The sequence below is a fragment of the Streptomyces spinoverrucosus genome (genome assembly GCF_015712165.1).
Taxonomy (GTDB): Bacteria; Actinomycetota; Actinomycetes; order Streptomycetales; family Streptomycetaceae; genus Streptomyces; species Streptomyces spinoverrucosus_A.
Genome location: NZ_JADPZX010000001.1, coordinates 3,524,791 through 3,550,091 on the forward strand (window position 1 = coordinate 3,524,791; position 25,301 = coordinate 3,550,091).

The window sequence follows — 25,301 nt, forward strand, 5'->3', positions numbered from 1 at the left end:
CGCCAGGCCCTGCTCCTCCTCCGCGACCCCGTCCGTCGCCGCGATGGTGAGCGGCCCGTACGCCAGCGCGAACGCCGTACCCGCGAGGATCAGCGTCGGGAACATGGCGGCGTACGACCAGTCCATCCCTACCGGCAGGAACAGCCCGTAGGCGACGACCGCCAGCACGAAGCCGCCGAGGATCACGCGGGCGTTGCCGAAGCGGGCGACCAGCTTCGGGGTGAGCGTCGGGGCCAGGACGGCGTCGCAGCCCATGACGACCAGCGCGATCGCGGTCTGCAGCGACGACCAGCCGCGCAGCTCCTGCAAGTACAGCGTCACCACGAACTGGAAGCCGAAGAAGGCCCCCACGAAGAGCAGTGCTCCGAGATCCGCCCGCACCACCGAGCCCATGCGCAGGATGCCCAGCCGGACCAGCGGAGCCGCGGCCCGCCGTTCGACGGCGACGAAGACGGTCGCGAGCGCCAGCGCGGCGAGGGCGGCGACAGCGGTGAGCGGCCAGCCGTGCAGACCATGCTCCAGGCGTACGACGGTGTAGGCGGCCAGCAGCATGGCGCCGGCGGCGGTGACCGCGCCGAGCAGGTCGAAGCCGCGCCCGTCACGGGCCACCGGCCCCGCCACGGGCACCAGCCGCACCGCCGCGACCAGCAGCGCCCCCGCCAGCAGTACGGGCGCGAAGAACACCCACCGCCAGCCGATCGCGGTGAGCAGCCCGCCGATGACCAGGCCCAGCGAGAAGCCGCCGGCCGCGGTGCCCGCGAAGACCAGCAGGGCCTTGTTGCGCTGCGGGCCCTCCTCGTAGGAGGTGGTGATCAGCGACAGCGCGGCCGGGGTCATGAAGGCCGCCGCGACACCGGTGACGAACCGGGCCACGACCAGCATCCAGCCGTCGGTGGCGAAGCCACCCAGCCCCGAGAAGAGCAGGAAGACGGTCAGCCAGGTCAGGAACATCCGACGACGGCCGAGCAGGTCGGCGGCCCGTCCGCCGAGCAGGGTGAAACCGGCGTAACCGAGGACGTACGCGCTCATCACCCAGGCCGCGGTACCGGTCGACAGCGCCAGATCGGCCCGGATCGACGGGATCGCGACGGCCATCATCGCGACGTCGATGCCCTCCAGAAAGATCGTTCCGCACAGCACGAGCAACAGAGCCCAGGCACGGGCGCCCATGGCAACACTCCCGGAGATAGACAGATGTCGGTTACGGGACTGAGGGTCGGTTCCCTCTTGTAGGTCGGTTCCCTCTTGTAACCACAGCCAGCGTGCGGCAGTATCGACAGACATGGAAGTAGGCACTTCTAAGTCACCGAGTAACTGCGCGAGCACTGTGGACTACGGCGACGCCGACCCCTTCCAGTGGGACACCCGCGAGGACTGCGAGGTACGGCAGATCCTGGACCGGGTCGCCGACAAGTGGTCGCTGCTCGTCATCGCCCTCCTGGAGAACAGGAAGCTCCGCTTCACCGAACTGCGCCGGGAGATCGACGGCGTCAGTCAACGCATGCTGACGGTCACCCTGCGCCAGCTGGAGCGGGACGGCCTGGTCAGGCGCACGGTCCACCCCGTCGTCCCCCCACGCGTCGACTACGAGCTCACGCCCCTGGGCGGCACCCTGCACGCCACGATCCAGTCACTGGTGAAGTGGACCGAGGACCACCAGCGGGAGATCGCGGAGGCGCGGGCGGCGTACGACGCGCGGGAGGCACAGCAGGCCCAGGAGGCCCAGGAGGTCCAGGAGGCCGGAGTCGGCTAGGGAGTGGCGGCGGCGCCGACTCTCCGTATAACTGGTCACATGACTGCGAAGGCATCCTCACCCGTGCACTGGAAGCTCGTCGTCGACGCCAACGACCCCCATGCGCAGGCCGACTTCTGGGCCGCCGCGCTGGGTTACGAGGTCGAGGACAACAGCGCTCTGATCGAACGGCTGCTCCAGCTCGGCGCGCTCCCGGTGGCCGCCACCGTGGACTTCCACGGCCGCCCGGCCTTCCGGGACCTGGTCGCCGTACGGCATCCGGACGATCCGTACGAGGAGGAGAGCGGCACCGGGCTGGGGCGGCGGGTGCTGTTCCAGCGCGTACCGGAACCCAAGCCCGGTTTCAAGAACCGGATCCACCTGGACCTGCATCCCGCCGAGGGGCGACGGGCGAGCGAGGTGGAGCGCTTGCGGGAGCTGGGGGCGAGTGTGCTGCGGGAGGTCAAGGAGGCCGGTGGGGAGTGGGTGCTCATGACTGACCCCGAGGGGAACGAGTTCTGCGTGCACTAGGGGGCGTACGCGGCGGGGGCTCGGTGGCCTGACGGGGCCGCAGGCGTCGGGTGGAGGTGTTCAGGCGCCCGGTGCCCTACCCGCGCGTTCGGCGAGGCGGACCATGCGGGCGTGGGCCGATTCGAGTTCCTCGACGTCGTCGGCGGCCGGACCGGCCTCGGCGGCCAACTCCGTCCACAGGTCGATCAGTTCGCGCCCCAGGCCCAGGCCGAGCGCGGGGTCGCGCACGGCCCGCCAGGCCGTGGCCGCGCTCTGCACGTTTCCGTAGGCGCCCTCCGCGTCCCCGGTACGGCGGTGGACGCGGGCCACATCCAGGGAGAGGCGGAAGGCGCGGACCGGGTCGGCCGCCAAGTAGGCGATGTACGCGGCGAGTTCGAGCAGCCCGAGAAGTTCGGGGTGCTCCGGCGGGAGGGCGGCCGACGCCTCGGCCAAGGTCTGCTCCGCGAGGGCCGCCGCGGTGTCTATCCGCCCCGCCTTCACGGCTTCGCCGATACGGGCCGTGGGTTCGGCGAGGAGGCTGGAGCCGGCGCTCGCGGCATCCGCGGGCTCGAGGATGGCTTCGGCGACGGCGTCGAAGCCGCGGAGCGGGGTGGGCTTCGGGTCCGGGTCCAGGTCGGGCTCCGGCGCGATGAGCGGTTCCGGATGCGGCCTCGCGTCCATGACCGGCGGCGGCCCGAACTCGCCCAACGGTCGCGGCTCCTGGACCGCCCGCAGCCGGAAGGTCGGCACGGACTCCGCGCGCGACTCCGACGGCGCGCGCAACAACTGCGTCGCCCGGTCCGGTGCGGACTGTGGTGGCTGTGGGGGCTGTGGGGGCTGTGGGGGCTGTGGGGGCTGTGGGGGCTGTACGGGCTCCTGAGGCGGGCGCGGTGGTGCGGGTACGGCTTCCTGCGCCGCACTCGTCCGCACGGGTTCCGCCGAGAAACAACTGGACCCGTCCGGGTGAACCTGAAGCGGTACGACGTACCCGATCCGTTCGTCGTGAACCGTGGCACGGACGGGCCGGCCGGTGGCGAGGGCGATGCGGTGGAGGTGGTTCAGAATCGTCTGCTGGAGTTCCTCGCCGGGCACCGGGACGACCGGGACGCCGCCGATCGAGGCGCTGCTGGTGCCGCCGGCGCCCTGTCCGGCGCCGGGGACGCGGACGTCGATCACCGCACCCGCGGTCTGGTACTGCTGTTCCCGCTTCTTCTCGCGGCCTGGTAGAGACATCGGTTCCCTCACTCGCCGGCGTCCACGCCTCGGCGGACCCTACCGTCGAGTCTCACCGCTTGCGCACGATGCACGCGTCACCGGGGCGTCACAGGCTCGTCCCAAGAACCGGCACCCCCGTCACGGAGGTCTCCGCCGTCGCGCGAAGATCGATGGATGACGATCGCCGGCCTACGGCAGAGGGGAGCGGGCATGCGGACGGGCACGCGACAGGGACCGGAGATCTGGATCCGCGGACCGGTGGCCGCGCCACCCGCACCGGAGCCCGCCCCCGCCCCCACCGGCACGGTCCGGCGTTTCTCCTGGGTCGGCACGCACGGCGGGTCGGGGGTGTCCACGCTCGCCACGGTGTACGGCGGTCAGGACTGCGGACGGGACTGGCCCGGCGCCGCCGATCCGCCGTCGGTGCTGCTCGTCGCGCGCACGCACGCGACCGGGCTCGCCTGCGTCGTCCATGCCCTGGAGGTGTTCCGGCGTGGCGAGGCCCCGCCCGGGCTCGACCTGGACGCCGTCGTCCTGGTCGCGGACGCGCCTGGTCGGCTGCCGCGCCCGCTCGCCCAGCAGGTCAGGCTCATCGAGTCGGTCATCGACGTGTACCGGGTGCCGTGGGTGTCCGCCTGGCGGCTGGGCGACCTGAGCGGGCGCCCGCCTCGCGAGACGGAGGCGCTGCTCCGGCTGACGACGGCGGTTCACTGACGCCAACCTCATGTGTGTGCATATAATGCATGAGCAGTTAACCAGCGCACGTCGTTCATTTCGGAACCCCCTGGGGGACACCATGACCCGACGCTTCCTGTTCGTGCTGGGCAGCAGCCGCAGCGACGGCAACACCGAACTGCTGGCCCGCACGGCCGCCGAACAACTCCCCTCCGACGTCGAGCAGCAGTGGATCGACCTCGCCACGCACCCCGTTCCCGACTTCGAGGACCTCCGGCACGACAGCGATCACGTCCGCCCCACCGAGGGCAATGTCGCGCTGCTGCTCGACGCCACGCTCGCCGCGACGGACATCGTGATCGCCTCCCCGCTCTACTGGTACTCGGTGTCCGCCCACGTCAAGCGCTACCTGGACTACTGGTCGGGCTGGCTGCGCACCCCCGGCCTCGACTTCCAGGCGACGCTGGCCGACCGCACGCTCTGGGGCGTCACCGCGCTCGCGCACCGGGAGACCGAGGTCGCGGACCCGCTGGTCGGCACCCTCAACAACTCGGCCGCCTACATGGGGATGCGCTTCGGCGGTGTCCTGCTGGGCAACGGCAGCAAACCCGGCGACGTACTGAAGGACACCGAGGCCCTCACCCGCGCGAAGACGTTCTTCGCGCAGGAGGCACCGCTCGCCCGCTTCCCGTACGAGGCCGCGTAGCCCCCGTCCACTATGCGGTGATGTCCGTTCGTCTCGACTATGCGGTGATGTCCTTCGTCGTGAACCGCGCCCACGCCGCCGAGCCGAACACGGTCGCGTAGAGGGCCTGCAGGCCGAGGTTGCGTATCAGGTCGTCCCAGTAGACCGGCTCGCGCATCAGGTCGGCGAAGGACAGCCAGTAGTGGGAGAAGAAGTACGGCTGTATCGCGTGCAGTTGGGGAATCTGGTCGAGGATCTGCACGGTGATCAGCAGCCCGACGGTCGTCGCCATCGCCGCGATACCGCTGCTGGTCAGCGTCGAGACGAACAGGCCGAGCGCCGCCACGCCGATCAGTGAGGCGGCGACGACCAGGGCGATCAGCAGGGCCCTGGCCAGCCCCTCCGCGAAGCTGATCCGCGTACCTGAGATGGTCGTGAGGTCGCCCAGCGGGAACAGCAGTGCCCCGACGGTCAGCGCCGAGACCGCGACGACCAGGGCGGCGACCACGCAGAAGGCCATGGTGGTCGCGTACTTGGTGAGCAGCAGGCGCGTACGGCCGGCCGGGGCGACCAGGAGGTAGCGCAGGGTCCCGGCGTTCGCCTCGCCGGCTATCGCGTCGCCCGCGACGACGCCGACGGCCATCGGCAGGAAGAACGGCAGGGTCGCGGCGAGGGCGGTGAAGACCAGGAACAGGCCGTTGTTGGTGATCTGCGTGATGAACGCCGGTCCCCCGCCGCCACCGCCACCACCGCCGCCCAGGGACGAGCCGTCGCTGGTCTCGATCTTCACGGCGATGCCGACCAGGACGGGGACGGCGGCCAGCACACCGAGCAGCGCGAGGGTGCGCCAGCGCCGGAAGGTGGTGGCGACCTCGCTGCGCAGCAGACCGAAGGTCCACAGCGGGCCGCGGCGGGAGTCGATGACCTCAGCCTGCGACATCGAAGCCCTCTCCCGTCAGCGCCACGAACGCGTCCTCCAGAGACGCCCGTTCCACCCCGAAGCCACGGACCCGCACGCCCGCCACCACCAAAGCGGCGTTCAGCTCGGCCAGTTCCCCATCCGGCGGCTCCCCGGTCACCCGGTTCTCAATGACGGCCACGTCGCCGACGCCGTGTTCCTTCAGCACCCGGGCCGCGTCCGCGGTGTCCGGAGTCGTCACCACCAGCCGACCCCGCAGCCCCACCGCCAGGTCGGCCACCGCGCCCTGGGTGATCAGCCGGCCTCGCGCCATCACCGCCGCGTGCGTGCAGACCTGCTCGATCTCGTCCAGGAGGTGGGAGGAGAGGAACACGGTCGTGCCGTCGGAGGCCAACTCGCGAATGAGCGCGCGGATTTCCCGCATGCCCTGCGGGTCGAGCCCGTTGGTCGGCTCGTCGAGGACGAGCAGACGGCGCGGCTGGAGCAGGGCGGCAGCGAGCCCGAGCCGCTGTTTCATGCCGAGCGAGTAGGCCTTCGCCTTCTTGCCCGCGGCCGCGGCCAGCCCCACCCGGTCCAGCGCCGCCGCGACGCGGGCACGCCGGGTGCGCGGGTCGGCGGACGGGTCGGCGGAGTCGTACCGCAGGAGGTTGTCGCGGCCGGAGAGGAAGCCGTAGAGGGCCGGGCCCTCGATGAGGGCGCCCACGTGCGGGAGCACGGCGCGCGCGGCGCGGGGCATCGGGCGCCCCAGCACGTGGGCCGTGCCCGACGTGGGCTCGATCAGGCCCATCAGCATGCGGATGGTGGTGGTCTTGCCGGAGCCGTTCGGACCGAGGAAGCCGAAGACGCTGCCCGCCGGGACGGTCAGGTCGAGGCCGTCGACGGCGAGCTGTCCGCCGCGGTAGCGCTTGGTGAGCGCGCGGGTGTGGATGACGCCCTCACCCGCGGCGTCCCTCAGCGGTCCCGTGACGGACGGCTCGTCCATGCGTCCCCCCGATGCGTCTACTCGTACCGAACTCAGGCCCCGGCACCGAACCCGGGGCTCACTTCCCGGAGTCGGCCGCCTTCACCAGCGCGTCCTTCGTGACGGCGCCGACGTAGACCTTGCCGTCGTCCGTGATCAGCGCGTTGACCAGGCGGGTCTTGAAGACCGTGCCCGAGCCGAACTTGCCGGTCACCTCGTCGCCCAGGGAGCCCAGGAAGCTGCCCATGCCGCCCATGTCACCCGTCTCGCCGCGCCCGGCGTCGGAGGGCACGCCCTCGGCGCCGGAGTCGAGGACGGCTATGGAGGTCCAGCCCTCACCGATGACGTTCAGCCCGTCGAGGCCCTCGGCGAAGTCCTCCTCCTTGGGCTGCTGCGAGTGCTCCGGCGCCTCAAGGCTGCCCTCCTCGGTCACCTCGGCGCCCTTGGGCGGGGTGAAGTCGAAGGTCGACGCGGCCGGCTTGGCGAAGCTGACCTGCGTGAAGCCCGCGTCCACCACGGCGGCACCGCCGCTCGCCGGGGTCAGGGTGAACTTCAGCGGCATCCCGGTCTCGGCGTCCACCGCCACGCTGATCGCGCCCACCGTGGAACCGGACTGCTTGGGCTCGATGAGCAGCTTGTAGGCATCGCGGCCGGCGACCTGCGCGGTGCCGTCGACGGTCACGGACGTGGTGTCGTCGACCGCCTTCAGCGCCTCCTCGGTGAGCTCCTTGGGCGTGGCCGGGACCTCTTCCTCGCGCTGCTCGGCGCCCTCGGTCGCGGTGCCGTGGTAGACCTCGTTGGACTTGCTGTCGTAGCCCCAGATGTCCTTGCCGTTGTGGATCAGGCTGTACTCGGCGGCGTCCTGAAGCAGCGACAGCTTCTGCTTGTCGGGGCCGTCGGCGGCTACGCGCAGGGTGTGCGTGCCGGTGGCGAGCTCGGTGAGCTTGGTCGACGGGTCGGCGGAGGAGCCCTCGCCGCCGGACGGGGTCGCGCCGGACATCAGGTCGCTCTCCAGGCCACCCAGGTCGGGCAGGCCCAGATCAGTGGTGATCTTCACCGTGCCGGACAGCTGCTGCACGTCCGACGCGGCGATCTTCTCGATGAGTTGCTGCGCGGTGATGTCGGGCAGGTCGGGGCTGCCGGAGTCGGCGATCGCGGGGACGAGCCCGATGGTCCCCGCCGCCACCCCCAGGACCGCCGCCGGGACGACGTACCGCGCGGCCTTGCGCCGCCGTGCCGCGCGCAGTTCGTCCGCGTCCGCCACGGCCGTGGTGTCGTCGGATTCGTACGGTGCCATGTGTGCCTTACCTCCGTCGTCGGCGGCGGCTGTGTCGTCACGTCCCCGCATGGGTCCCACCCTGAGCCGCCATTCTCACCCGGATCGGTGAGGAGTGGTGTGTTCCGTGGTCTCCATCTGACCAAATCGGACGGCGAGAAGCGTCAGACCGGGGAGCCAACTCCGCGTACTGCTGCGGTATGACACGACAGGACGGCATCTCCCCCGACCCGTAGGGGTCAAGGGGTCAGGTTCAGGGGCCGCGAGAGCCGGACGACGGCTATCCGGCCCGGTGCACCACGGCGTCGCACAGCTCGATCAGCGCCGCCTTCGCGTCGCACTCGGGCAGCGGCGCGAGCGCTGCCCGTGCCTCCTCGGCGAACCGCACGGTGTCCCGCCGGGCCTGCTCCAGCGCCGGGTGCACCCGCAGCGCGGCCAGCGCCTGAGCGTGCCGCGTGTCATCCGTCAGGTCGGAGTCCAGCAGCTCGCACAGCGCGACGTCCTCCGCCAGCCCCAGCCGGGCCACTCGCTCCCGCAACCGCAGCACGGGCATCGTCGGGATGCCCTCCCGGAGGTCTGTCCCCGGCGTCTTGCCGGACTCGTGGGAGTCGGAGGCGATGTCCAGGACGTCGTCCGCGAGCTGGAAGGCGACGCCCAGCCGCTCCCCGTACTGGGTGAGCACGTCCACCACCGACTCGTCGGCCCCGGACATCATCGAGCCGAACCGGCACGACACCGCCACCAGCGATCCGGTCTTGCCGGCGAGCACATCGAGGTAGTGCTCGACCGGGTCCCGCCCGTCGGAGGGGCCCGCGGTCTCCAGGATCTGGCCGGTCACCAGCCGTTCGAACGCCTCGGCCTGCACGCGTACGGCCTCGGGTCCGAGGTCGGCCAGGATGTGCGAGGCGCGGGCGAACAGGAAGTCACCCGTGAGGACGGCGACGGAGTTGCCCCAGCGGACGTTCGCGCTCGGCACCCCGCGGCGTACCGCCGCCTCGTCCATCACGTCGTCGTGGTACAGCGTCGCCAGATGGGTCAGCTCCACGACCACGGCGGAGGGCACGACACCGGGCGCGTACGGGTCACCGAACTGGGCCGTGAGCATCACGAGCAGCGGCCGGAACCGCTTCCCGCCGGCCCGCACCAGATGCTGCGCTGCCTCCGTGATGAACGGGACCTCGCTCTTGGTGGCTTCGAGCAACCCTTCCTCGACAGCCGCCAATCCGGCCTGGACATCGGCTTCCAGAGCCTGGTCCCGCACGCTCAGCCCGAACGGCCCGACGACGGTCACGAGGGGTCTCCTGTCTGCTGGTGTCTACTGGCGATTACGCGGAATGTCGATAGGTCGCTGCCTTCACTCAAGTCAGCGTATCCGGTCACGTTTCGATCACCGAGGCCGCCCACCGTTACACCTCGGGCGGTATCGGATCACGCCGGGTATGTTTTTGATCAGTTGATATGAGCAGGTATTTATCGACTCAGCCGGAAGAGGTGACCTTTGCCCCGCACCGCCGTCGATACCGAGCCCGACAGCCTGCCGCCCGGAGACGACCGCGCGTTCCTCGGCCAGCCCAGGGGCCTGCTCACCCTCTCCGGTCTGGAGGTCTGGGAGCGCTTCTCGTTCCTCGGCATGCAGGCCATCCTCGTCCTGTACTTCGCCGACACGGTCGTGAACGGCGGCATGGGCATGTCCGCGGGGACGGCCGCCTCCGTCTCCGCCGCGTACGGCACCCTCGTCTACCTGGTCTCCGTCGTCGGCGGCTGGCTCGCCGACCGCGTCCTCGGCTCGTACCGCGCCGTGCTCTGGGGCGGCATCCTGATCGCCTGCGGCCACTACGCGATGGCCGTGCCCACCGCGACCATGACCTGGGTGGGCCTCGGCCTGATCAGCGCGGGCACCGGTCTGCTGAAGCCCAATGTGGCCACCATGGTCGGCAAGCTCTACCGCACGGACGACGACCGCCGCGACGCCGGCTTCGCCCTCTACTACATGGCGATCAACATCGGCGCCTTCGCGGGACCCCTGGTCACCGGCTGGCTCGGCGACCGCCAGGGCTGGCACTGGGGCTTCTCGGCGGCCGCGATCGGCATGACGCTCGGCCTGATCCAGTACGTCACCGGCCGCCGTCACCTGGCCGGACGCAGGCACGCCGCGGAGTTCGCGCTCGCACCGGAGGCGATGCGCCGCGCCGTCCACCTGATCGCCACCGGGCTCGTGATCGCCGCCACCCTCGCCGTGCTGCTCGCGGCGGCCGGATGGCTGACCCTGGGGCTCTTCGTCGACCTGCTCACGCTGGTCTCGGTGATCGCCCCGGTCGTCTACTTCCTGATCATGTTCAGGAGCCCGCGCGTCACCCCCGGGCAACGCGGCCGACTGCGCCCGTACGTCGTCCTGTTCCTCGCCTCGGTGGTCTTCAACTTCGTGCTCTTCCAGGCGTACTCCACGATGATGCTGCTGGCCGCGTCGAACGCAGAGACGACGATCCTCGGCTTCGACTTCCCCGCCAGTTGGTACGTCTCCGCCCTGGGCGCCTTCGAGGTCGCCCTCGCGCCACTGGTGGCCGCCCTGTGGGTGCGGATGGGCCACAGCCAGCCGCACGCCTCCAACAAGATCGCCCTCGGTGTGGTCCTCGGCGGCCTGTCCTTCCTCCTGATGGCCCTGCCGACCTCCGGCCACGCCTCCGGCCAGTACCTGATGTCCGCCTGGTGGATCGTCGGCTCGTACCTGCTGCTCGGCCTCGGCGACGTCCTCCTGGAGACCTCCGGCATGTCGGCCACCACCAAGCTCGCCCCAGCCGCCTTCTCCAGCCAGACGATGTCCCTGTGGTTCCTGTCCCTGGCCCTGGCCAACGGCATCCAGGCGCAGACGGTGAAGCTCTACGACGACGTCTCCCATCCCGCCTACTTCGGCGTCAACGGCGCGATCGCGGTCGCCGCCGGCCTGGCGGTGCTGGCCGCCGCGCCCTGGCTGCGCCGCACGATGCACCCGGTCCACTGAAGCCATCCCTGGGGTCACGCTCATGCACATCCGTACGTCCTTCCCCTACGAGACGACTCACGAGGACCTCCGTATCCCGCTGCCCGACGGAACACGGTTGTACGCGCGCGTATGGCGCCCGATCACCGACGAACCCGTTCCCGCGCTCCTGGAGTACCTCCCGTACCGCCTGACCGACTGGACCGCGCCCCGCGACCACCAGCGTCACCCCTGGTACGCCGGCCACGGCTACGCCTCCGTCCGTGTCGACGTGCGCGGGCACGGCAACAGCGAGGGCATGCCCACGGACGAGTACTCGGCGACGGAGCTGGCCGACGGGGTCGAGGTGGTGAACTGGCTGGCCGCGCAGCCCTGGTGCGACGGCAAGGTCGGCATGTTCGGCATCTCCTGGGGCGGCTTCAACTCCCTCCAGATCGCGGCCCTCGCGCCCGAGCCGCTCAAGGCGATCGTCACCGTCTGCTCCACGGACGATCGCTACGACAACGACGTGCACTACATGGGAGGTTCCGTCCTCGGCGTCGACATGCACGCGTGGGCGGCGACCATGCTGGCCTTCGTCTGCCGCCCACCCGATCCGCGGTACGTCGGCGACGCCTGGCGGGAGATGTGGCTGCGGCGCCTGGACGAGGTCGAACCGTTCCTGCACACCTGGCTCGACCACCAGAAACGCGACGACTACTGGCGCCACGGCAGCGTCTGTGAGGACTACGGCGCCGTCCGGGCGGCCGTCCTCGCGGTGGGCGGCTGGCACGACCCGTACCGCGACACCGTGCTCCGCCTGGTCGAACACCTCCCGCCCGACCGCGTCCGCGGCCTGATCGGCCCCTGGCCCCACCAGTACCCCGACCGCGGCCTGCCGCCCGGCCCGGCGATCGGCTTCCTCCAGGAGACCCTGCGCTGGTGGGACCACTGGCTGAAGGGCAAGGACACGGGGGCGATGTCCGAGCCACTGCTGCGTTCCTACGTCATGGAGGCGCATCCCCCGGCGACGGTGTACGACACGCTGCCCGGCCGCTGGGTCGGCGAGCCCGCATGGCCCTCGCCCAACGTGACGACGGTCACGCACGCCCTCCGGGGTGAGCCCGTCCTCGTCCGGTCCCCGCAGCACACCGGCCTCGACGCGGGGCGTTTCTTCCCGTTCGGCAACGAGGCCGACCTGCCGCCGGACCAGCGGGAGGAGGACGCGCGCGGGGCGTGCTTCGACTTCGCCGTGCCGGAGGAGACGTGGGTGCTGGGGCGGCCGCGGGTGCGGCTGCGGCTGACGTCGGAGGTGCCGCGCGGGCAGGTGATCGCGCGTGTGTGCGATGTGGCGCCGGATGGATCCTCGACCCTGGTGACGCGGGGTGTGATGAACCTCTCCGCGCGCGAGGGGCGCGACCGGACCGTGCCGTGGATCCCGGGGGCCACCGAGGACGTCACCTTCGAGCTCAACGGCGTCGGGTACGCCTTCCCGCCCGGCCACCGCATCCGCCTCGCCGTCTCCTCCGCGTACTGGCCCTGGATCTGGCCCCAGCCGGACACGGCCGCCGGCTTCACCCTGGACCCGTCCGGCAGCGCGCTCGAACTCCCGGTACGCGCGCGTGCGGTGGTCTCGCCCCACACCTTCGAGGAGCCGGAGCAGTCCGAGCCGCTCGGCGTCGCCTATCCGGCCACCCTCGACGAACCGCGCCCCGAGCGGCTGGTCGTGCGGGACGTGGCCAAGGGCGAGTGGCGGTTGGAGGTCGACCCGCGCTACGGCGGCACGCGGATGTATCCCGACGGGCTGGAGTTCACCGAGGACGCGCTGGAGACGTACACCATCCGCGACGACGATCCGTTGTCCGCCCGCACCCGCTCGGACTGGTCGATCCGGCTGCACCGCCCGGAGCTCGCCTGGGACACGACGATCCGGACGCGGTCGGAGATTGCCTGCACCGCGGAGGACTTTCTGTCCTCGAATGAGGTGATTTGCACCTCCGGTGAAGAGGTGGTCTTCCATCGCACCTGGGAGCAGCGAATTCCACGGACCGCCGGTTGAGAGGGACTTGGGCTCATTGCCCGATTTGCCGCGCTTCTGAACGGGCGTGAGTTGGCTCACGCCAGCACCTTCACAGATCCCCCACACGCATCCCTCGATCCGCCTTTACGGACCGCCGAGTTGACGCTTGCGAACTGCAAAGGATCAAGCACTGCAAAACCCCCATTCGAAGATCAAATCCCGCAATAAGCGAATCCGCTACTTGTTTCGGACATGTGCTCCCGCATACGTTCCTGGCCAGTCGGGCGGAACGCCGAATCCTGCCGCCGCCCGCACCACCCATGACGGACTCATTCACCGCACGGCAGGAGCGGGGGAACCCAGGTAAGCCGCCGGGCCGGACGTCGTATTCCCGACGCACCGGAACGGCTTGGGGTGAAGTCGCAACCGCAAGGGCGCGACCGGGCACCTCCCCGCCCGAACCCGACAGCTCACCTCGCAGGCGTCGGAGAGGACAACCCCCATGTCTGCAAACGGTCAGAACGCCCGCTCCCGCTCTGCACGTATCGCCCGCAAGCTCGCCGTCGTCGGTACCGGCGCGGCCGTGCTCGCCCTCCCGCTGATCGGGGCCACCAGCGCCTCCGCCGCCACCCCCACGGCCGCCACCGCCGTGAGCACCGCCACGACGTACCCGGACAACCTCGACGGCTGGATCCGCGAGTCGCTCGCCGTCATGGCGCAGCACGGCATTCCGGGCTCGTACGCGGGCATCCACCGCAACATCATGCGTGAGTCGTCCGGCAACCCGGCCGCCATCAACAACTGGGACTCCAACGCCGCCAAGGGCACCCCGTCGAAGGGCCTGCTCCAGGTCATCGACCCGACCTTCGCGGCCTACCACGTGCCCGGCACGGCGTACGACCCGTACGACCCGGTCGCCAACATCACCGCCGCCTGCAACTACGCGGCCGACCGCTACGGCTCCATCGACAACGTCTTCGGCCCGTACTGAGCCGGGAGCCTGGGCGCGTACTGAGCCCGGGCGAGGAGTCGTTCGAGGACGACGGCGATGCCGTCGTCCTCGTTCGACAGGGTGATCTCGTCGGCCACCGCCTTGAGTTCGGGGTGGGCGTTGGCCATGGCGACGCCGTGGGCCGCCCAGTCGAACATGGGGATGTCGTTGGGCATGTCCCCGAAGGCGATGGTCTGTTGCGGGCCAAGGCCCAGATGCCGGGCCGCCAGCGCCAGCCCGGTCGCCTTGGTGATACCGCACGGCTGGAGCTCGACCGTCCCCGGCCCCGACATGGTGACGGTCGCGAGCGAGCCGACCGCGGTGCGGGCCACCGCCGCCAACTCGTCGTCGGACAGGGTCGGATGGCGCAGCAGCACCTTGCTGATCGGCGCGCACCACAGGTCGTCGCGATGTTCGACCCGCACCGCGGGCAGCGTGGGGTGCGGCATCAGATAGCCGGGCTCGATGAGCGTGAGCCCGTCGACGCCGTCCTGGTCGACGGCCGCGTACACCTGGCCGACCTCGGCCTCGATCTTGCCGAGGGCGGTCTCGGCGAGTTCCCGGTCCAACGTGACGGACCACAGCAGACGGTCCGCGCCGGCGTCGTACAACTGCGCGCCCTGCCCGCACACCGCGAGCCCCCCGCCGCCCAGGAACTCCAGCAGCGGCCGCACTCTCGGTGCCGGCCGTCCGGTCACCACCAGATGCCGGGCACCGGCCGCCGAGACCCGCGCGAGCGCGGCGAGCGAACGGTCGGAGACCGTGTCGTCGCCACGGAGCAGGGTTCCGTCCAGGTCAGTGGCGATGAGGGCGTATTCGATGCGCGCGGCATATGCGGTGGGTGCGGCCATGATCAGAGAATACGGACACCGCACCCACACCGTTCATCCCCAACTATCTTCTACCTGTCTGCTTTTCACCCCCACGTGGTGCCCGCCGGCTCCCCGATCGTGGTGTTGATCCGGTTGAACATGTTCGTCAGCGAGATGGTCAGGATGAGCGCCGACAGTTCCTTCTCGTCGAAGTGGTCGGCGACCTCGTCCCACAACGCGTCCGGAACCGACTCGTCCGAGCGGTCGGCGAGCCGTGTCATCCGCTCCGCGAGCGTCAGCGCGGCGCGCTCGGCGTCGCTGTAGTAGGGCGCGTGCCGCCAGGCGGCGACCGAGTCGATGCGCTCCTCGCTCACGCCCGCCTTGCGCAGATTGTGCACGTGCCCGTACACACACGCGCCGCACCCGTTGATCTGGCTGGCCCGCAGCCCCACGAGCTCCGCGAGCTCCTGGGACAGGCCGCCCTCCCCGATGGCTTGCGAAAGGGCGCCGATGCCCTTCATCGCGTTCGGGAGAACGTACGCCGGGTTCGTCATCCGTGCCTGCATGGTGCCGCCTCCTGTTGTCAGTGGCCGATGCGATGCTTGCTTTCACTGCACTGACGGATCGGAGGCGGTCGTTGTGACGGGGCAGCGAGACGAACAGGGGCCACCGCCGTAACGTGATCCGCGACCGCATGGACCGCGCGTACGAAAGTGAGGCAGCACCCCATGCCCCCCTTCGATGTCCCCGAGGATGACCCCTTCGGTCCGCACAACCTTCCGTACGGTGTGTTCTCACCCGTCGGCTCCACCGAGCGGACGGTCGGTGTCCGCCTCGGTGACCACGTCCTCGACGCCGGCGCGGCCGCACTGGCGCTCGGCTCCCCGTACGCCGACCTGCTGGCCCGCCCGACCCTGAACCCGCTGCTCGCGGCGGGCCGCACCGCCTGGTCGGACGTCCGGCGCGCCCTGACCGCCTGGGTCACCGTGCCCTCCCACCGCGAGACCCTCGCGCCCCTGTTGCACCCGCTCTCCTCGGTGACCCTGCACCTCCCCTTCGAGGTCGCGGACTACGTCGACTTCTACGCGTCCGAGAACCACGCCCGGAACGTCGGGCAGATCTTCCGCCCCGACGCGGCCGACTCCCTCACCCCCAACTGGAAGCATCTGCCGATCGGTTACCACGGCCGCTCCGGCACGGTCGTCGTCTCCGGCACGGACGTCGTCCGCCCCTCCGGCCAGCGCAAGGCCCCGGCCGACGCCACCCCGGTCTTCGGCCAGTCCGTCCGCCTGGACATCGAGGCCGAGGTCGGCTTCGTGGTCGGCGTCCCGTCGGCGATGGGCACGCCCGTACCGCTGTCCGGCTTCCGCGACCACGTCTTCGGCCTGTGCCTCCTCAACGACTGGTCCGCCCGCGACATCCAGGCCTGGGAGTACGTCCCCCTCGGCCCGTTCCTCGGCAAGTCCTTCGCCACCTCGGTGTCGGCGTGGATCACCCCGCTGGACGCGCTGGACGAGGCGCGGGTGGCCCCGCCCGAGCGGACGCACCCCCTGCTGCCCTACCTGGACGACACCGACGAGGAACCCGGCGCCTACGACCTCCGTATCTCCGTCGCCGTCAACGGTCACGTCATCTCGGAGCCTCCCTTCTCCACCATGTACTGGACCGCCGCCCAGCAACTCGCCCACATGACCGTCAACGGCGCCTCCCTGCGCACCGGCGACCTGTACGGCTCGGGCACGGTCAGCGGCCCGAGCGAGCACGAACGCGGCTCTCTTCTCGAGCTGACCTGGAACGGCCGCGACCCCCTCGAACTCCCCGAAGGCAAGCGGACGTTCCTGGAGGACGGCGACGTCGTGACGATGACGGCCTGGGCTCCGGGGGCGGGCGGAGCACGGGTCGGGCTGGGGGAGGTGACTGGGCGGGTCGTCGCGGGGTGAGGTTTCCGCGACAGCGATGGTCCGGGCACTGACTACAGCCGCCCGTCACCGTCATACTGGCGGCGGGCGGTGCGCGCCACGCGTGGCGTGGAGGTGCGATGCGGCGTATGGCACGGACGTGATGCGTACGGCGTGTGGCACGGACGTGCGATGCGTACGGCGCGTGGCGTACGGCGCGTGACCTCCGCCCGCACCGCACCGACCCGAAGCCGCCCCACTCCCGACCAGGATCCGGAGCCCGTGGCATGACCGTCTGCCTGCTCCTGCTCAGCGCCGTCGCTCTGACGGCCGCCGTACCGGTTCCTCGCGCGCTGGTCCGGGCGGCCTGGCCCGAAAGGGAGCCCGTCGTCGGGCTGTGGGTGTGGCAGTGCCTGGTCGCCACCGTTCTGCTGTGCTGTCTGACCGCGCTGGTCCTGGGCGCGGCGGCCGTCTTCCAGACCGTGCGCGACCAGGTCTTCGCCCCCGCCCCGCCGCACGTGGCCGCCGCCTACGACCTGTCGGCGGCGCCTCCCTGGTCCGCCGCGCTGACCCTGCTGCTGGCCTGCGGTGCCGCGTGGACCACCGCGATGCTCGTGCGCGAGCTGTTCGAGGCCCGGCGCCGCCGTGGCCAGGCCCGCGCCCACCTGCGCGAACGCGCCCCCGACCTGCCCGCGGGCCTCGGGGCGGCGCGCGGCCCACTGCTGGTCCTGGAGGACGAGTATCCCGACGCCTGGTGGATGCCGGGCAGCCCGCCCCAGCTGATCGTCACCACCGGCGCGCTGCACCGCCTCACCGACCACCAGCTCGACGCCGTCCTCACCCACGAGCGCGGCCACGCCCGCGCCCGCCACGACTGGCTGCTGCACCTGTCCACAGCCCTGGCCACCGGCTTCCCGCGTGTTCCCCTCTTCGCCCACTTCTGCGACCAGACCCACCGCCTGGTCGAACTCGCCGCCGACGACACGGCCTCCCGCCGCTGCGGCCACCTGACCACGGCGCTGGCCCTGATCGAACTCAACCAGCACCGGGGCGTCCTCTCCTGCGCCTCCAGCCACCGCCTCCTGGGCGAACGCGTGGACCGCCTTCTGGAGCCTCCCGCTCGGCTGGACCGCAGACAGCGGGCGTTGACGACGGCGGCGGCGACACTGGTGCCGTTGCTGCCCCTGCTGATCACGTTCGCCCCCGGGCTGACGGCGCTGTCGTAAACCGGGCTCACCGCACTGTCGTAACCCGGGCTGACCGCGCTGCCGTACCTGCGAGCGGGTACAGGGCGTAGCCGCGGACCGTGACGGCCGCTGTCCGCCCCGACCCGCACCCCGTCGCCTATATCCAGTCGTCCGGCTCCGGCTCCGCATCCGGCTCGGGCCAGTCGTCCGCCCCCGCGTCCCCGCCGGATGCCTGCGCCGAGCCGGGCGGGCCGCCCAGGGAGGACAGCACCGCCAGCACGCCCTCCCCGTACGTCGCCAGCTTCTTCTCTCCGACGCCGCCAATGCCGCCGAGCTGGGCCACCGACGTGGGCCACACCATGGCGATCTCCCGCAGCGTGGCGTCGTGGAAGATGACGTACGCCGGAACACCCTGCTCACGGGCCTGCTCGGCGCGCCAGGCGCGCAACGCCTCGAAGGCGGGCAGCAGCTCCTGGGGCAGTTCGACGGCGGCAGCCTTCGGCTTGCGCTCACCCCGGCCGGAGGAAGACGAACCGGGCCGCGAGCCCACCGGCTTCTTCGGCTCCTTGCGCAGCGGCACCTCGCGCTCCCGCCGCAGCACCGCGCCGCTGGCCTCGGTCAGCACCAGCGTCCCGTACTCCCCCTCGACCGCGAGCAGTCCCTGCGCCAGCAACTGGCGGACCACGCCCCGCCATTCACCCTCGGCGAGCTCCTCGCCGATGCCGAACACGGACAGCTGGTCGTGATCGAACTGGATCACCTTGCCGGTGCGCTTGCCCAGCAGGATGTCGACGATCTGCACCGCCCCGAACTTCTGGCCCCGCTCCCGCTGCAACCGCACCACCGTCGACAGCACCTTCTGCGCCGCGATCGTGCCGTCCCACGTCTCGGGCGGCGTGAGACAGGTGTCGCAGTTGCCGCAGCCGGCCGGGTCCGGGTCCTGGCCGAAGTAGGCGAGCAGCTGGCCCCGGCGGCACTGGGCGGTCTCGCACAGCGCGAGCATCGCGTCGAGGTGTGCGGCGGCCCGCCGCTGGAACGCCTCGCCACCCTCGCCGGACTGGATCAGCTTGCGCTGCTGTATGACGTCGTTGAGGCCGTACGCCATCCAGGCCGTGGAGGGCAGCCCGTCACGCCCGGCGCGACCGGTCTCCTGGTAGTACCCCTCCACCGACTTCGGCAGATCCAGATGGGCCACGAACCGCACGTCCGGCTTGTCGATGCCCATCCCGAAGGCGATGGTCGCCACGACGACCAGCCCGTCCTCCCGCAGGAACCGGGACTGGTGCGCCGCACGCGTCCCCGCGTCCAGGCCCGCGTGGTAGGGCACCGCCTCGATCCCGTTCCTGCTCAGGAACTCGGCCGTCGACTCCACCGACTTGCGCGACAGGCAGTACACGATCCCCGCGTCACCCGCGTGCTCCTCGCGCAGGAAGCTCAGCAGCTGCTTCTTGGGGTCGGCCTTCGGCACGATCCGGTACTGGATGTTGGGCCGGTCGAAGCTCGCCACGAAGTGCCGGGCCGTCGGCATGTTCAGCCGCTGGGTGATCTCCTGGTGCGTGGCCCGCGTGGCCGTCGCCGTGAGGGCGATCCGCGGCACGTCGGGCCAGCGTTCGCCGAGGATCGACAGGGTCAGATAGTCGGGGCGGAAGTCGTGCCCCCACTGGGACACGCAGTGCGCCTCGTCGATCGCGAAGACGGAGATCTTGCCGCGCGACAGCAGATCGAGCGTGGCGTCGAGCCGCAGGCGCTCCGGCGCCAGATACAGCAGATCCAGCTCACCGGCGAGGAACTCTGCCTCCACCACCCGCCGCTCGTCGAAGTCCTGCGTGGAGTTCATGAAGCCGGCCCGCACACCCAGCGCCCGCAACGCGTCCACCTGGTCCTGCATCAGCGCGATGAGCGGCGAGACGACGATGCCCGTACCGGGTCTGACCAGGGCCGGAATCTGGTAGCAGAGCGACTTGCCGCCACCGGTCGGCATGAGGACGACGGCGTCGCCACCGGCCACCACATGCTCGATGACCGCTTCCTGCTCCCCACGAAAGGCCTCGTACCCGAAGACCCTCTGGAGCGCGGCCAACGCCTCACTCTCGGCTACCGCCGCCATGCCACCTACCCCGCCTGTCCCACCCATCGCAGTGCCCCCGTACGTCGTATCTCGACCACTGCGTCCACGATAGGCGCCCGCACTGACAGCCTCGGAGTTATCCACAGGCTTTCCGCGGCTCCCTCCGCAACCGGTCAAACGTACGACCACAACAATCGGCCCCGGACAGCGAAACGGCCCTCCCCGATCAACCGGGGAGGGCCGCCCATGGGGTGCGTCAGCGCACGAACACTCCGGCATTCCCGGCCAGATCCAGGAAGTACTGCGGCGCCACACCCAACACCAGCGTGACCGCCACGCCCACCCCGATCGCCGTCACCGTCAGCGGCGACGGCACCGCCACCGTCGGCCCCTCCGGCTTCGGGTCGCTGAAGAACATCAGCACGATCACCCGGATGTAGAAGAACGCGGCGATCGCCGACGAGATCACACCGATCACCACCAGCGGCACTGCCCCGCCTTCCGCCGCCGCCTTGAACACGGCGAACTTCCCGGCGAACCCGGAGGTCAGCGGGATGCCGGCGAACGCCAGCAGGAAGACCGCGAACACCGCCGCCACCAGCGGCGACCTGCGCCCGAGGCCGGCCCACTTGGACAGGTGCGTCGCCTCGCCGCCGGCGTCCCGTACCAGCGTCACCACCGCGAACGCCCCGATCGTCACGAACGAGTACGCCAGCAGGTAGAAGAGCACCGACGAGACACCGTCCGGCGTCGTCGCGATGACGCCCGCGAGGATGAATCCCGCGTGTGCGATCGACGAGTACGCCAGCAGGCGCTTGATGTCGGTCTGGGTGATCGCGACGATCGCTCCGCCCAGCATGGTGACGATCGCGACGCCCCACATCACCGGCCGCCAGTCCCAGCGCAGGCCCGGCAGCACGACGTACAGGATCCGCAGCAGCGCGCCGAACGCGGCCACCTTCGTCGCCGCCGCCATGAAGCCGGTCACCGGCGTCGGCGCGCCCTGGTACACGTCCGGCGTCCACATGTGGAACGGCACCGCGCCCACCTTGAACAGCAGCCCCATCACGATCAACGCGGTGCCGAGGAGCAGCAGCACGTCGTTGCCCATGGTGTTCGCCAGGGCCGGGGTGATGTCGGTGATGGTGCCGTCGACGACCTGCGCGATCGTGCCGTACGCCATCGAGCCGGAGTAGCCGTACAGCATCGCGATCCCGAACAGCGTGAACGCGGAGGCGAACGCGCCGAGCAGGAAGTACTTGACCGCGGCCTCCTGCGACATCAGCCGCTTGCGGCGGGCCAGCGCGCACATCAGGTACAGCGGCAGCGAGAAGACCTCCAGGGCCACGAACAGCGTCAGCAGGTCGTTGGCCGCGGGGAAGAGCAGCATGCCGGAGACCGCGAAGAGCAGCAGCGGGAAGACCTCGGTCGTGGCGAAACCGGCCTTGACCGCGGCCTTCTCACTGTCGCTGCCGGGCACCGACGCCGCCTGCGCGGCGAAGGAGTCGACCCGGTTGCCGTGCGCGGCCGGGTCGAGGCGCCGCTCGGCGAAGGTGAAGAGGGCGACCAGGCCGGACAGCAGGATCGTGCCCTGCAGGAACAGGGCCGGTCCGTCGACCGCGATCGCGCCCATCGCCGCGATCTGCGCCTTCGTGGTGCCGTATCCGTCCGCCGCGAGGGCGACGACCGCCGCGAAACCGGCGGTCAGCCCCACGGCGGACAGGAACATCTGTGCGTAGTAACGGGACTTGCGCGGTACGAACGCCTCGACCAGCACTCCGATGATCGCCGCGCCGATCACGATCAGGATGGGCGAGAGCTGGGCGTACTCGATCTTCGGCGCGTCGATCTTGCCGATGGGATCGGCCGCGGTTGTCCACAGGCTGTGGACGGCTGTTGCGCTCACTTGGCCGCCTCCACCTCGGGCCGGGGGTCCTGCTTCTGTACGTCGGACATGGTCTGCTTCACCGCCGGGTTGACGATGTCCGTGACGGGCTTCGGGTAGACGCCCAGGAAGATCAGCAACGCGACCAGCGGGGCGACGACCACCAGTTCACGCACCCTGAGGTCGGGCATCGCGGACACCTCCGGCTTCACCGGGCCCGTCATCGTCCGCTGGTAGAGGACGAGGGTGTAGAGCGCGGCGAGCACGATGCCGAAGGTGGCGATGATGCCGATCACCGGATAGCGCGCGAACGTGCCGACCAGGACCAGGAATTCACTGACGAAGGGCGCGAGGCCGGGCAGCGACAGGGTCGCAAGACCGCCGATCAGGAAGGTGCCGGCGAGCACTGGAGCGACCTTCTGGACACCGCCGTAGTCGGCGATGAGCCGCGAGCCGCGCCGCGAGATCAGGAAGCCGGCCACCAGCATCAGCGCGGCCGTCGAGATCCCGTGGTTGACCATGTACAGCGTCGCACCGGACTGGCCCTGGCTGGTCATCGCGAAGATGCCCATGATGATGAAGCCGAAGTGCGAGATCGACGCGTACGCGATCAGGCGCTTCATGTCGCGCTGGCCGACCGCGAGCAGCGCGCCGTACACGATGCTGATCAGCGCCAGTACGAGGATGGCGGGCGTCGCCCACTTGCTCGCCTCCGGGAACAGCTGGAGACAGAAGCGGAGCATCGCGAAGGTGCCCACCTTGTCCACGACCGCCGTGATGAGCACGGCGACCGGGGCGGTGGACTCCTGCATGGCGTTGGGCAGCCAGGTGTGCAGCGGCCACAGCGGCGCCTTCACCGCGAAGGCGAAGAAGAAGCCCAGGAACAGCCAGCGCTCGGTGCTGGTCGCCATCTCCAACGAGCCGTTGGCCCGGGCCTCGGCGATCTCCGTGAGCGAGAAGTTCCCGGCGACCACGTACAGGCCGATCACCGCGGCCAGCATGATCAGACCGCCGACCAGGTTGTAGAGCAGGAACTTCACGGCCGCGTACGACCGTTGCGTCGACGCCACCTGCTCGCCGTGCTCGTGGGCACGGTCCCCGAAGCCTCCGATGAGGAAGTACATCGGGATGAGCATGGCCTCGAAGAAGATGTAGAAGAGGAAGACGTCGGTGGCCTCGAAGGAGAGGATCACCATCGCCTCGACGGCCAGGATCAGGGCGAAGAAGCCCTGCGTCGGCCGCCACCGCCGGCTTCCGGTCTCCAGCGGGTCGGCGTCGTGCCAGCCCGCGAGGATGATGAACGGGATCAGCAGGGCGGTCAGCGCGATCAGCGCCACCGCGATGCCGTCCACGCCCAGCTCGTACCGGACGCCGAAGTCGGCGATCCAGGCGTGCGATTCGGTGAGCTGGTAGCGGGCGCCGTCCGGGTCGAAGCGGATCAGGATCGTGATGGCGAGGGCGAGCGTGGCGAGCGAGACGAGCAGCGCCAGCCACTTGGCGGCGGTGCGCCGCGCGGCCGGGACGGCGGCCGTGGCGATCGCCCCGAGCGCCGGGAGCGCCGCCGTCGCTGTCAGCAGAGGAAACGACATCGGTATCAGACCGCCCTCATCAGCAGGGTCGCGGCGACGAGGATCGCCGCGCCGCCGAACATCGAGACCGCGTACGACCGCGCGAAGCCGCTCTGCAGCCTGCGCATCCGTCCGGACAGGCCGCCGACCGAGGCCGCCGTGCCGTTGACGACTCCGTCGACCAGGGTGTGGTCGACGTACATCAGGGACCGCGTGAGGTGCTCGCCGCCACGGACCAGGACCACGTGGTTGAAGTCGTCCTGAAGCAGATCGCGGCGGGCGGCCCGGGTGAGCAGCGACCCGCGCGGGGCGACGACCGGCACCGGGCGGCGGCCGTACTGCCCGTACGCGACGGCGACGCCGATCACCATCACGGCCACCGTGGACAACGTGACCGTCAGGGCGCTGACCGGCGGGTGCCCGTGGTCATGGCCGGTGACCGGTTCCAGCCAGTGCACGAACCGGTCGCCGATGCTGAAGAACGCGCCGCCGAAGACCGATCCGACGGCCAGCAGGATCATCGGGATCGTCATGACCTTGGGCGACTCGTGCGGGTGCGGCTCGTTGCCGTTCTCATCCGGCTGCCAGCGCTTCTCACCGAAGAACGTCAGCAGCATCACACGCGTCATGTAGTACGCCGTGATGGCCGCGCCCAGCAGGGCACAGCCGCCGAGGATCCAGCCCTCGGTGCCGCCCTTGGCGAACGCCGCCTCGATGATCTTGTCCTTCGAGAAGAAGCCGGACAGGCCCGGGAAACCGATGATCGCGAGGTAGCCGAGGCCGAAGGTGACGAAGGTGATCGGCATGTACTTGCGCAGGCCGCCGTAGCGGCGCATGTCGACCTCGTCGTTCATGCCGTGCATCACCGAACCGGCGCCGAGGAACAGCCCGGCCTTGAAGAAACCGTGCGTCACCAGGTGCATGATCGCGAAGACGTAGCCGATGGGGCCGAGGCCGGCGGCGAGGGTCATGTAGCCGATCTGCGACATGGTCGAACCGGCCAGCGCCTTCTTGATGTCGTCCTTGGCGCAACCGACGATCGCACCGAACAGGAGCGTGACCGCTCCGACGATCGTGACGACCAGTTGTGCGTCGGGTGCGGCGTTGAAGATCGCCCCGGAACGGACGATCAGGTACACGCCCGCCGTCACCATCGTCGCGGCGTGGATGAGGGCCGAGACCGGGGTCGGGCCCTCCATCGCGTCCCCGAGCCAGGACTGCAGCGGCACCTGGGCGGACTTGCCGCAGGCGGCGAGCAGCAGCATCAGGCCGATCGCGGTGAGCATCCCCTCGGAGGTGTCGCCGACGAGGCCCGGCTCCTCGTGGGTGCCGAGCACCGGCCCGAAGGCGAAGGTGCCGAACGTCGTGAACATCAGCATGATCGCGATCGACAGGCCCATGTCGCCGACCCGGTTGACCAGGAAGGCCTTCTTCGCGGCCGTGGCCGCGCTGGGCTTGTGCTGCCAGAAGCCGATCAGCAGGTAGGAGGCGAGACCGACGCCTTCCCAGCCGACGTACAGCAGCAGGTAGTTGTCGGCGAGGACGAGCAGCAGCATCGCCGCGAGGAACAGGTTCAGGTAGCCGAAGAAGCGGCGGCGCCGCTCGTCGTGCTCCATGTACCCGACCGAGTACAGGTGGATCAGCGAGCCGACACCGGTGATCAGCAGGACGAATGTCATCGACAGCTGGTCGAGCTGGAAGGCGACGTCGGCCTGGAAGCCTTCGACGGGGATCCAGCTGAACAGGTGCTGGCTCAGCGTCCGGTGCTCCGCGTCCTTGCCCAGCAGGTCGGCGAAGAGGACCGCGCCGAGGGCGAAGGAGACGAACGCGAGGACCGTGCCGATCCAGTGGCCGACGGCATCGAGCCGCCGGCCGCCGCACAGCAGGACGGCCGCTCCGAGCAGGGGCGCCGCGATCAGCAGCGCAATCAGGTTCTCCACTTC

At 70.4% G+C, this 25,301-nt stretch carries 20 protein-coding genes, 1 pseudogene and 1 riboswitch; of the genes and pseudogenes, 9 read left to right on the top strand and 12 right to left on the bottom strand.

What is annotated here, in order from left to right; all coding sequences use genetic code 11:
* Window positions 1-15: 15 nt before the first annotated feature.
* A pseudogene (locus tag I2W78_RS15825) lies at window positions 16-1,284 on the bottom strand (MFS transporter); the annotation flags it as partial.
* Between I2W78_RS15825 and I2W78_RS15830 the strand changes: the two are divergent.
* Both I2W78_RS15830 and I2W78_RS15835 read left to right on the top strand, forming a co-directional pair.
* Window positions 1,283-1,753, top strand: coding sequence for a winged helix-turn-helix transcriptional regulator (locus tag I2W78_RS15830; RefSeq protein WP_196460526.1), 471 nt, complete (start codon window positions 1,283-1,285; stop codon window positions 1,751-1,753). The pseudogene I2W78_RS15825 and the gene I2W78_RS15830 sit on opposite strands and share 2 nt — an antisense overlap.
* A gap of 39 nt (window positions 1,754-1,792) precedes the next feature.
* Entirely contained in the window at window positions 1,793-2,263 is a 471-nt protein-coding gene (locus I2W78_RS15835; RefSeq protein WP_196460528.1) for a VOC family protein, read from the top strand.
* A 60-nt stretch (window positions 2,264-2,323) separates the two neighbouring features.
* On the opposite strand, the gene I2W78_RS15840 is transcribed toward I2W78_RS15835, so the two are convergent.
* Entirely contained in the window at window positions 2,324-3,475 is a 1,152-nt protein-coding gene (locus I2W78_RS15840; protein WP_196460529.1) for a tetratricopeptide repeat protein, read from the bottom strand.
* Between the two features lie 192 nt (window positions 3,476-3,667).
* Between I2W78_RS15840 and I2W78_RS15845 the strand changes: the two genes are divergently transcribed.
* Together I2W78_RS15845 and I2W78_RS15850 are read left to right on the top strand one after the other, a co-directional pair.
* Entirely contained in the window at window positions 3,668-4,171 is a 504-nt protein-coding gene (locus I2W78_RS15845; RefSeq protein WP_196460530.1) for a DUF6668 family protein, read from the top strand.
* An 82-nt stretch (window positions 4,172-4,253) separates the two neighbouring features.
* Window positions 4,254-4,838, top strand: a complete 585-nt coding sequence (locus tag I2W78_RS15850; RefSeq protein ID WP_196460531.1) for a flavodoxin family protein — start codon at window positions 4,254-4,256, stop codon at window positions 4,836-4,838.
* Window positions 4,839-4,875: 37 nt separating this feature from the next.
* On the opposite strand, the gene I2W78_RS15855 is transcribed toward I2W78_RS15850, so the two are convergent.
* The 4 genes from I2W78_RS15855 to I2W78_RS15870 all read right to left on the bottom strand — a co-directional run bounded on the left by I2W78_RS15855 (window position 4,876) and on the right by I2W78_RS15870 (window position 9,264).
* The gene (locus I2W78_RS15855) at window positions 4,876-5,757 is read right to left on the bottom strand and encodes an ABC transporter permease (RefSeq protein WP_196460532.1); all 882 of its coding nucleotides are present in this window, start codon (window positions 5,755-5,757) and stop codon (window positions 4,876-4,878) included.
* Complete coding sequence (locus I2W78_RS15860; RefSeq protein ID WP_196460533.1) at window positions 5,744-6,718, bottom strand: ABC transporter ATP-binding protein; 975 nt, start codon at window positions 6,716-6,718, stop codon at window positions 5,744-5,746. The genes I2W78_RS15855 and I2W78_RS15860 overlap by 14 nt, the downstream gene beginning before the upstream one ends.
* Window positions 6,719-6,776: 58 nt before the next feature.
* Complete coding sequence (locus I2W78_RS15865; RefSeq protein ID WP_196460534.1) at window positions 6,777-7,994, bottom strand: LolA family protein; 1,218 nt, start codon at window positions 7,992-7,994, stop codon at window positions 6,777-6,779.
* Between the two features lie 259 nt (window positions 7,995-8,253).
* Window positions 8,254-9,264: a polyprenyl synthetase family protein gene (locus I2W78_RS15870; protein WP_196460535.1), complete on the bottom strand. Its 1,011-nt coding sequence runs from the start codon at window positions 9,262-9,264 to the stop codon at window positions 8,254-8,256.
* Window positions 9,265-9,471: 207 nt separating this feature from the next.
* Here I2W78_RS15870 and I2W78_RS15875 point away from each other — a divergent pair, with 207 nt between their 5' ends.
* From I2W78_RS15875 to I2W78_RS15885, 3 genes are all read left to right on the top strand, one after another.
* The gene (locus I2W78_RS15875; RefSeq protein WP_196460536.1) at window positions 9,472-10,971 is read left to right on the top strand and encodes a peptide MFS transporter; all 1,500 of its coding nucleotides are present in this window, start codon (window positions 9,472-9,474) and stop codon (window positions 10,969-10,971) included.
* Window positions 10,972-10,993: 22 nt separating this feature from the next.
* Window positions 10,994-12,988 (top strand): CocE/NonD family hydrolase, encoded by a 1,995-nt coding sequence (locus I2W78_RS15880; RefSeq protein WP_196460538.1) that lies wholly within the window; start codon window positions 10,994-10,996, stop codon window positions 12,986-12,988.
* A gap of 277 nt (window positions 12,989-13,265) precedes the next feature.
* A riboswitch (cyclic di-AMP (ydaO/yuaA leader) is annotated at window positions 13,266-13,446 on the top strand.
* Window positions 13,447-13,451: 5 nt separating this feature from the next.
* Window positions 13,452-13,940: a transglycosylase SLT domain-containing protein gene (locus I2W78_RS15885; protein WP_196460539.1), complete on the top strand. Its 489-nt coding sequence runs from the start codon at window positions 13,452-13,454 to the stop codon at window positions 13,938-13,940.
* Here the strand turns inward: I2W78_RS15885 and I2W78_RS15890 are convergent.
* On the bottom strand, window positions 13,904-14,791 hold the full coding sequence (locus tag I2W78_RS15890) for an HAD family hydrolase (protein ID WP_196460541.1): 888 nt from the start codon (window positions 14,789-14,791) through the stop codon (window positions 13,904-13,906). The genes I2W78_RS15885 and I2W78_RS15890 overlap by 37 nt on opposite strands.
* 65 nt (window positions 14,792-14,856) lie before the next feature.
* Entirely contained in the window at window positions 14,857-15,318 is a 462-nt protein-coding gene (locus tag I2W78_RS15895) for a carboxymuconolactone decarboxylase family protein (RefSeq protein ID WP_196460543.1), read from the bottom strand.
* Window positions 15,319-15,480: 162 nt separating this feature from the next.
* Here I2W78_RS15895 and fahA point away from each other — a divergent pair, with 162 nt between their 5' ends.
* The gene (gene fahA / locus I2W78_RS15900; RefSeq protein WP_196460545.1) at window positions 15,481-16,692 is read left to right on the top strand and encodes a fumarylacetoacetase; all 1,212 of its coding nucleotides are present in this window, start codon (window positions 15,481-15,483) and stop codon (window positions 16,690-16,692) included.
* Between the two features lie 245 nt (window positions 16,693-16,937).
* Window positions 16,938-17,876 (top strand): M56 family metallopeptidase, encoded by a 939-nt coding sequence (locus tag I2W78_RS15905; protein ID WP_196460547.1) that lies wholly within the window; start codon window positions 16,938-16,940, stop codon window positions 17,874-17,876.
* Between the two features lie 118 nt (window positions 17,877-17,994).
* Here I2W78_RS15905 and recQ read toward each other — a convergent pair whose 3' ends face one another.
* The 4 genes from recQ to nuoL all read right to left on the bottom strand — a co-directional run bounded on the left by recQ (window position 17,995) and on the right by nuoL (window position 25,298).
* Entirely contained in the window at window positions 17,995-19,971 is a 1,977-nt protein-coding gene (recQ, locus tag I2W78_RS15910) for a DNA helicase RecQ (protein ID WP_196460548.1), read from the bottom strand.
* Between the two features lie 190 nt (window positions 19,972-20,161).
* Window positions 20,162-21,811, bottom strand: coding sequence for an NADH-quinone oxidoreductase subunit NuoN (gene nuoN, locus I2W78_RS15915; RefSeq protein WP_196460549.1), 1,650 nt, complete (start codon window positions 21,809-21,811; stop codon window positions 20,162-20,164).
* Window positions 21,808-23,379: an NADH-quinone oxidoreductase subunit M gene (locus I2W78_RS15920; RefSeq protein WP_196460550.1), complete on the bottom strand. Its 1,572-nt coding sequence runs from the start codon at window positions 23,377-23,379 to the stop codon at window positions 21,808-21,810. Before I2W78_RS15920 ends, nuoN begins: the two co-directional genes overlap by 4 nt.
* A gap of 5 nt (window positions 23,380-23,384) precedes the next feature.
* Window positions 23,385-25,298, bottom strand: coding sequence for an NADH-quinone oxidoreductase subunit L (nuoL, locus tag I2W78_RS15925; protein ID WP_196460551.1), 1,914 nt, complete (start codon window positions 25,296-25,298; stop codon window positions 23,385-23,387).
* Between the last annotated feature and the right edge of the window lie 3 nt (window positions 25,299-25,301).

Excerpts from the sequence above, each read along its gene's own strand:
- I2W78_RS15880 (WP_196460538.1), top strand. The coding sequence starts at position 10,994 with ATGCACATCCGTACGTCCTTCCCCTACGAGACGACTCACGAGGACCTC.
- I2W78_RS15860 (WP_196460533.1), bottom strand. The coding sequence starts at position 6,718 with ATGGACGAGCCGTCCGTCACGGGACCGCTGAGGGACGCCGCGGGTGAG.
- I2W78_RS15905 (WP_196460547.1), top strand. The coding sequence starts at position 16,938 with ATGACCGTCTGCCTGCTCCTGCTCAGCGCCGTCGCTCTGACGGCCGCC.
- I2W78_RS15830 (WP_196460526.1), top strand. The coding sequence starts at position 1,283 with ATGGAAGTAGGCACTTCTAAGTCACCGAGTAACTGCGCGAGCACTGTG.
- I2W78_RS15885 (WP_196460539.1), top strand. The coding sequence starts at position 13,452 with ATGTCTGCAAACGGTCAGAACGCCCGCTCCCGCTCTGCACGTATCGCC.
- I2W78_RS15835 (WP_196460528.1), top strand. The coding sequence starts at position 1,793 with ATGACTGCGAAGGCATCCTCACCCGTGCACTGGAAGCTCGTCGTCGAC.
- I2W78_RS15890 (WP_196460541.1), bottom strand. The coding sequence starts at position 14,791 with ATGGCCGCACCCACCGCATATGCCGCGCGCATCGAATACGCCCTCATC.
- recQ (WP_196460548.1), bottom strand. The coding sequence starts at position 19,971 with ATGGGTGGGACAGGCGGGGTAGGTGGCATGGCGGCGGTAGCCGAGAGT.
- I2W78_RS15845 (WP_196460530.1), top strand. The coding sequence starts at position 3,668 with ATGCGGACGGGCACGCGACAGGGACCGGAGATCTGGATCCGCGGACCG.
- fahA (WP_196460545.1), top strand. The coding sequence starts at position 15,481 with ATGCCCCCCTTCGATGTCCCCGAGGATGACCCCTTCGGTCCGCACAAC.
- I2W78_RS15855 (WP_196460532.1), bottom strand. The coding sequence starts at position 5,757 with ATGTCGCAGGCTGAGGTCATCGACTCCCGCCGCGGCCCGCTGTGGACC.
- I2W78_RS15850 (WP_196460531.1), top strand. The coding sequence starts at position 4,254 with ATGACCCGACGCTTCCTGTTCGTGCTGGGCAGCAGCCGCAGCGACGGC.
- I2W78_RS15840 (WP_196460529.1), bottom strand. The coding sequence starts at position 3,475 with ATGTCTCTACCAGGCCGCGAGAAGAAGCGGGAACAGCAGTACCAGACC.
- I2W78_RS15865 (WP_196460534.1), bottom strand. The coding sequence starts at position 7,994 with ATGGCACCGTACGAATCCGACGACACCACGGCCGTGGCGGACGCGGAC.
- I2W78_RS15920 (WP_196460550.1), bottom strand. The coding sequence starts at position 23,379 with ATGTCGTTTCCTCTGCTGACAGCGACGGCGGCGCTCCCGGCGCTCGGG.
- I2W78_RS15895 (WP_196460543.1), bottom strand. The coding sequence starts at position 15,318 with ATGCAGGCACGGATGACGAACCCGGCGTACGTTCTCCCGAACGCGATG.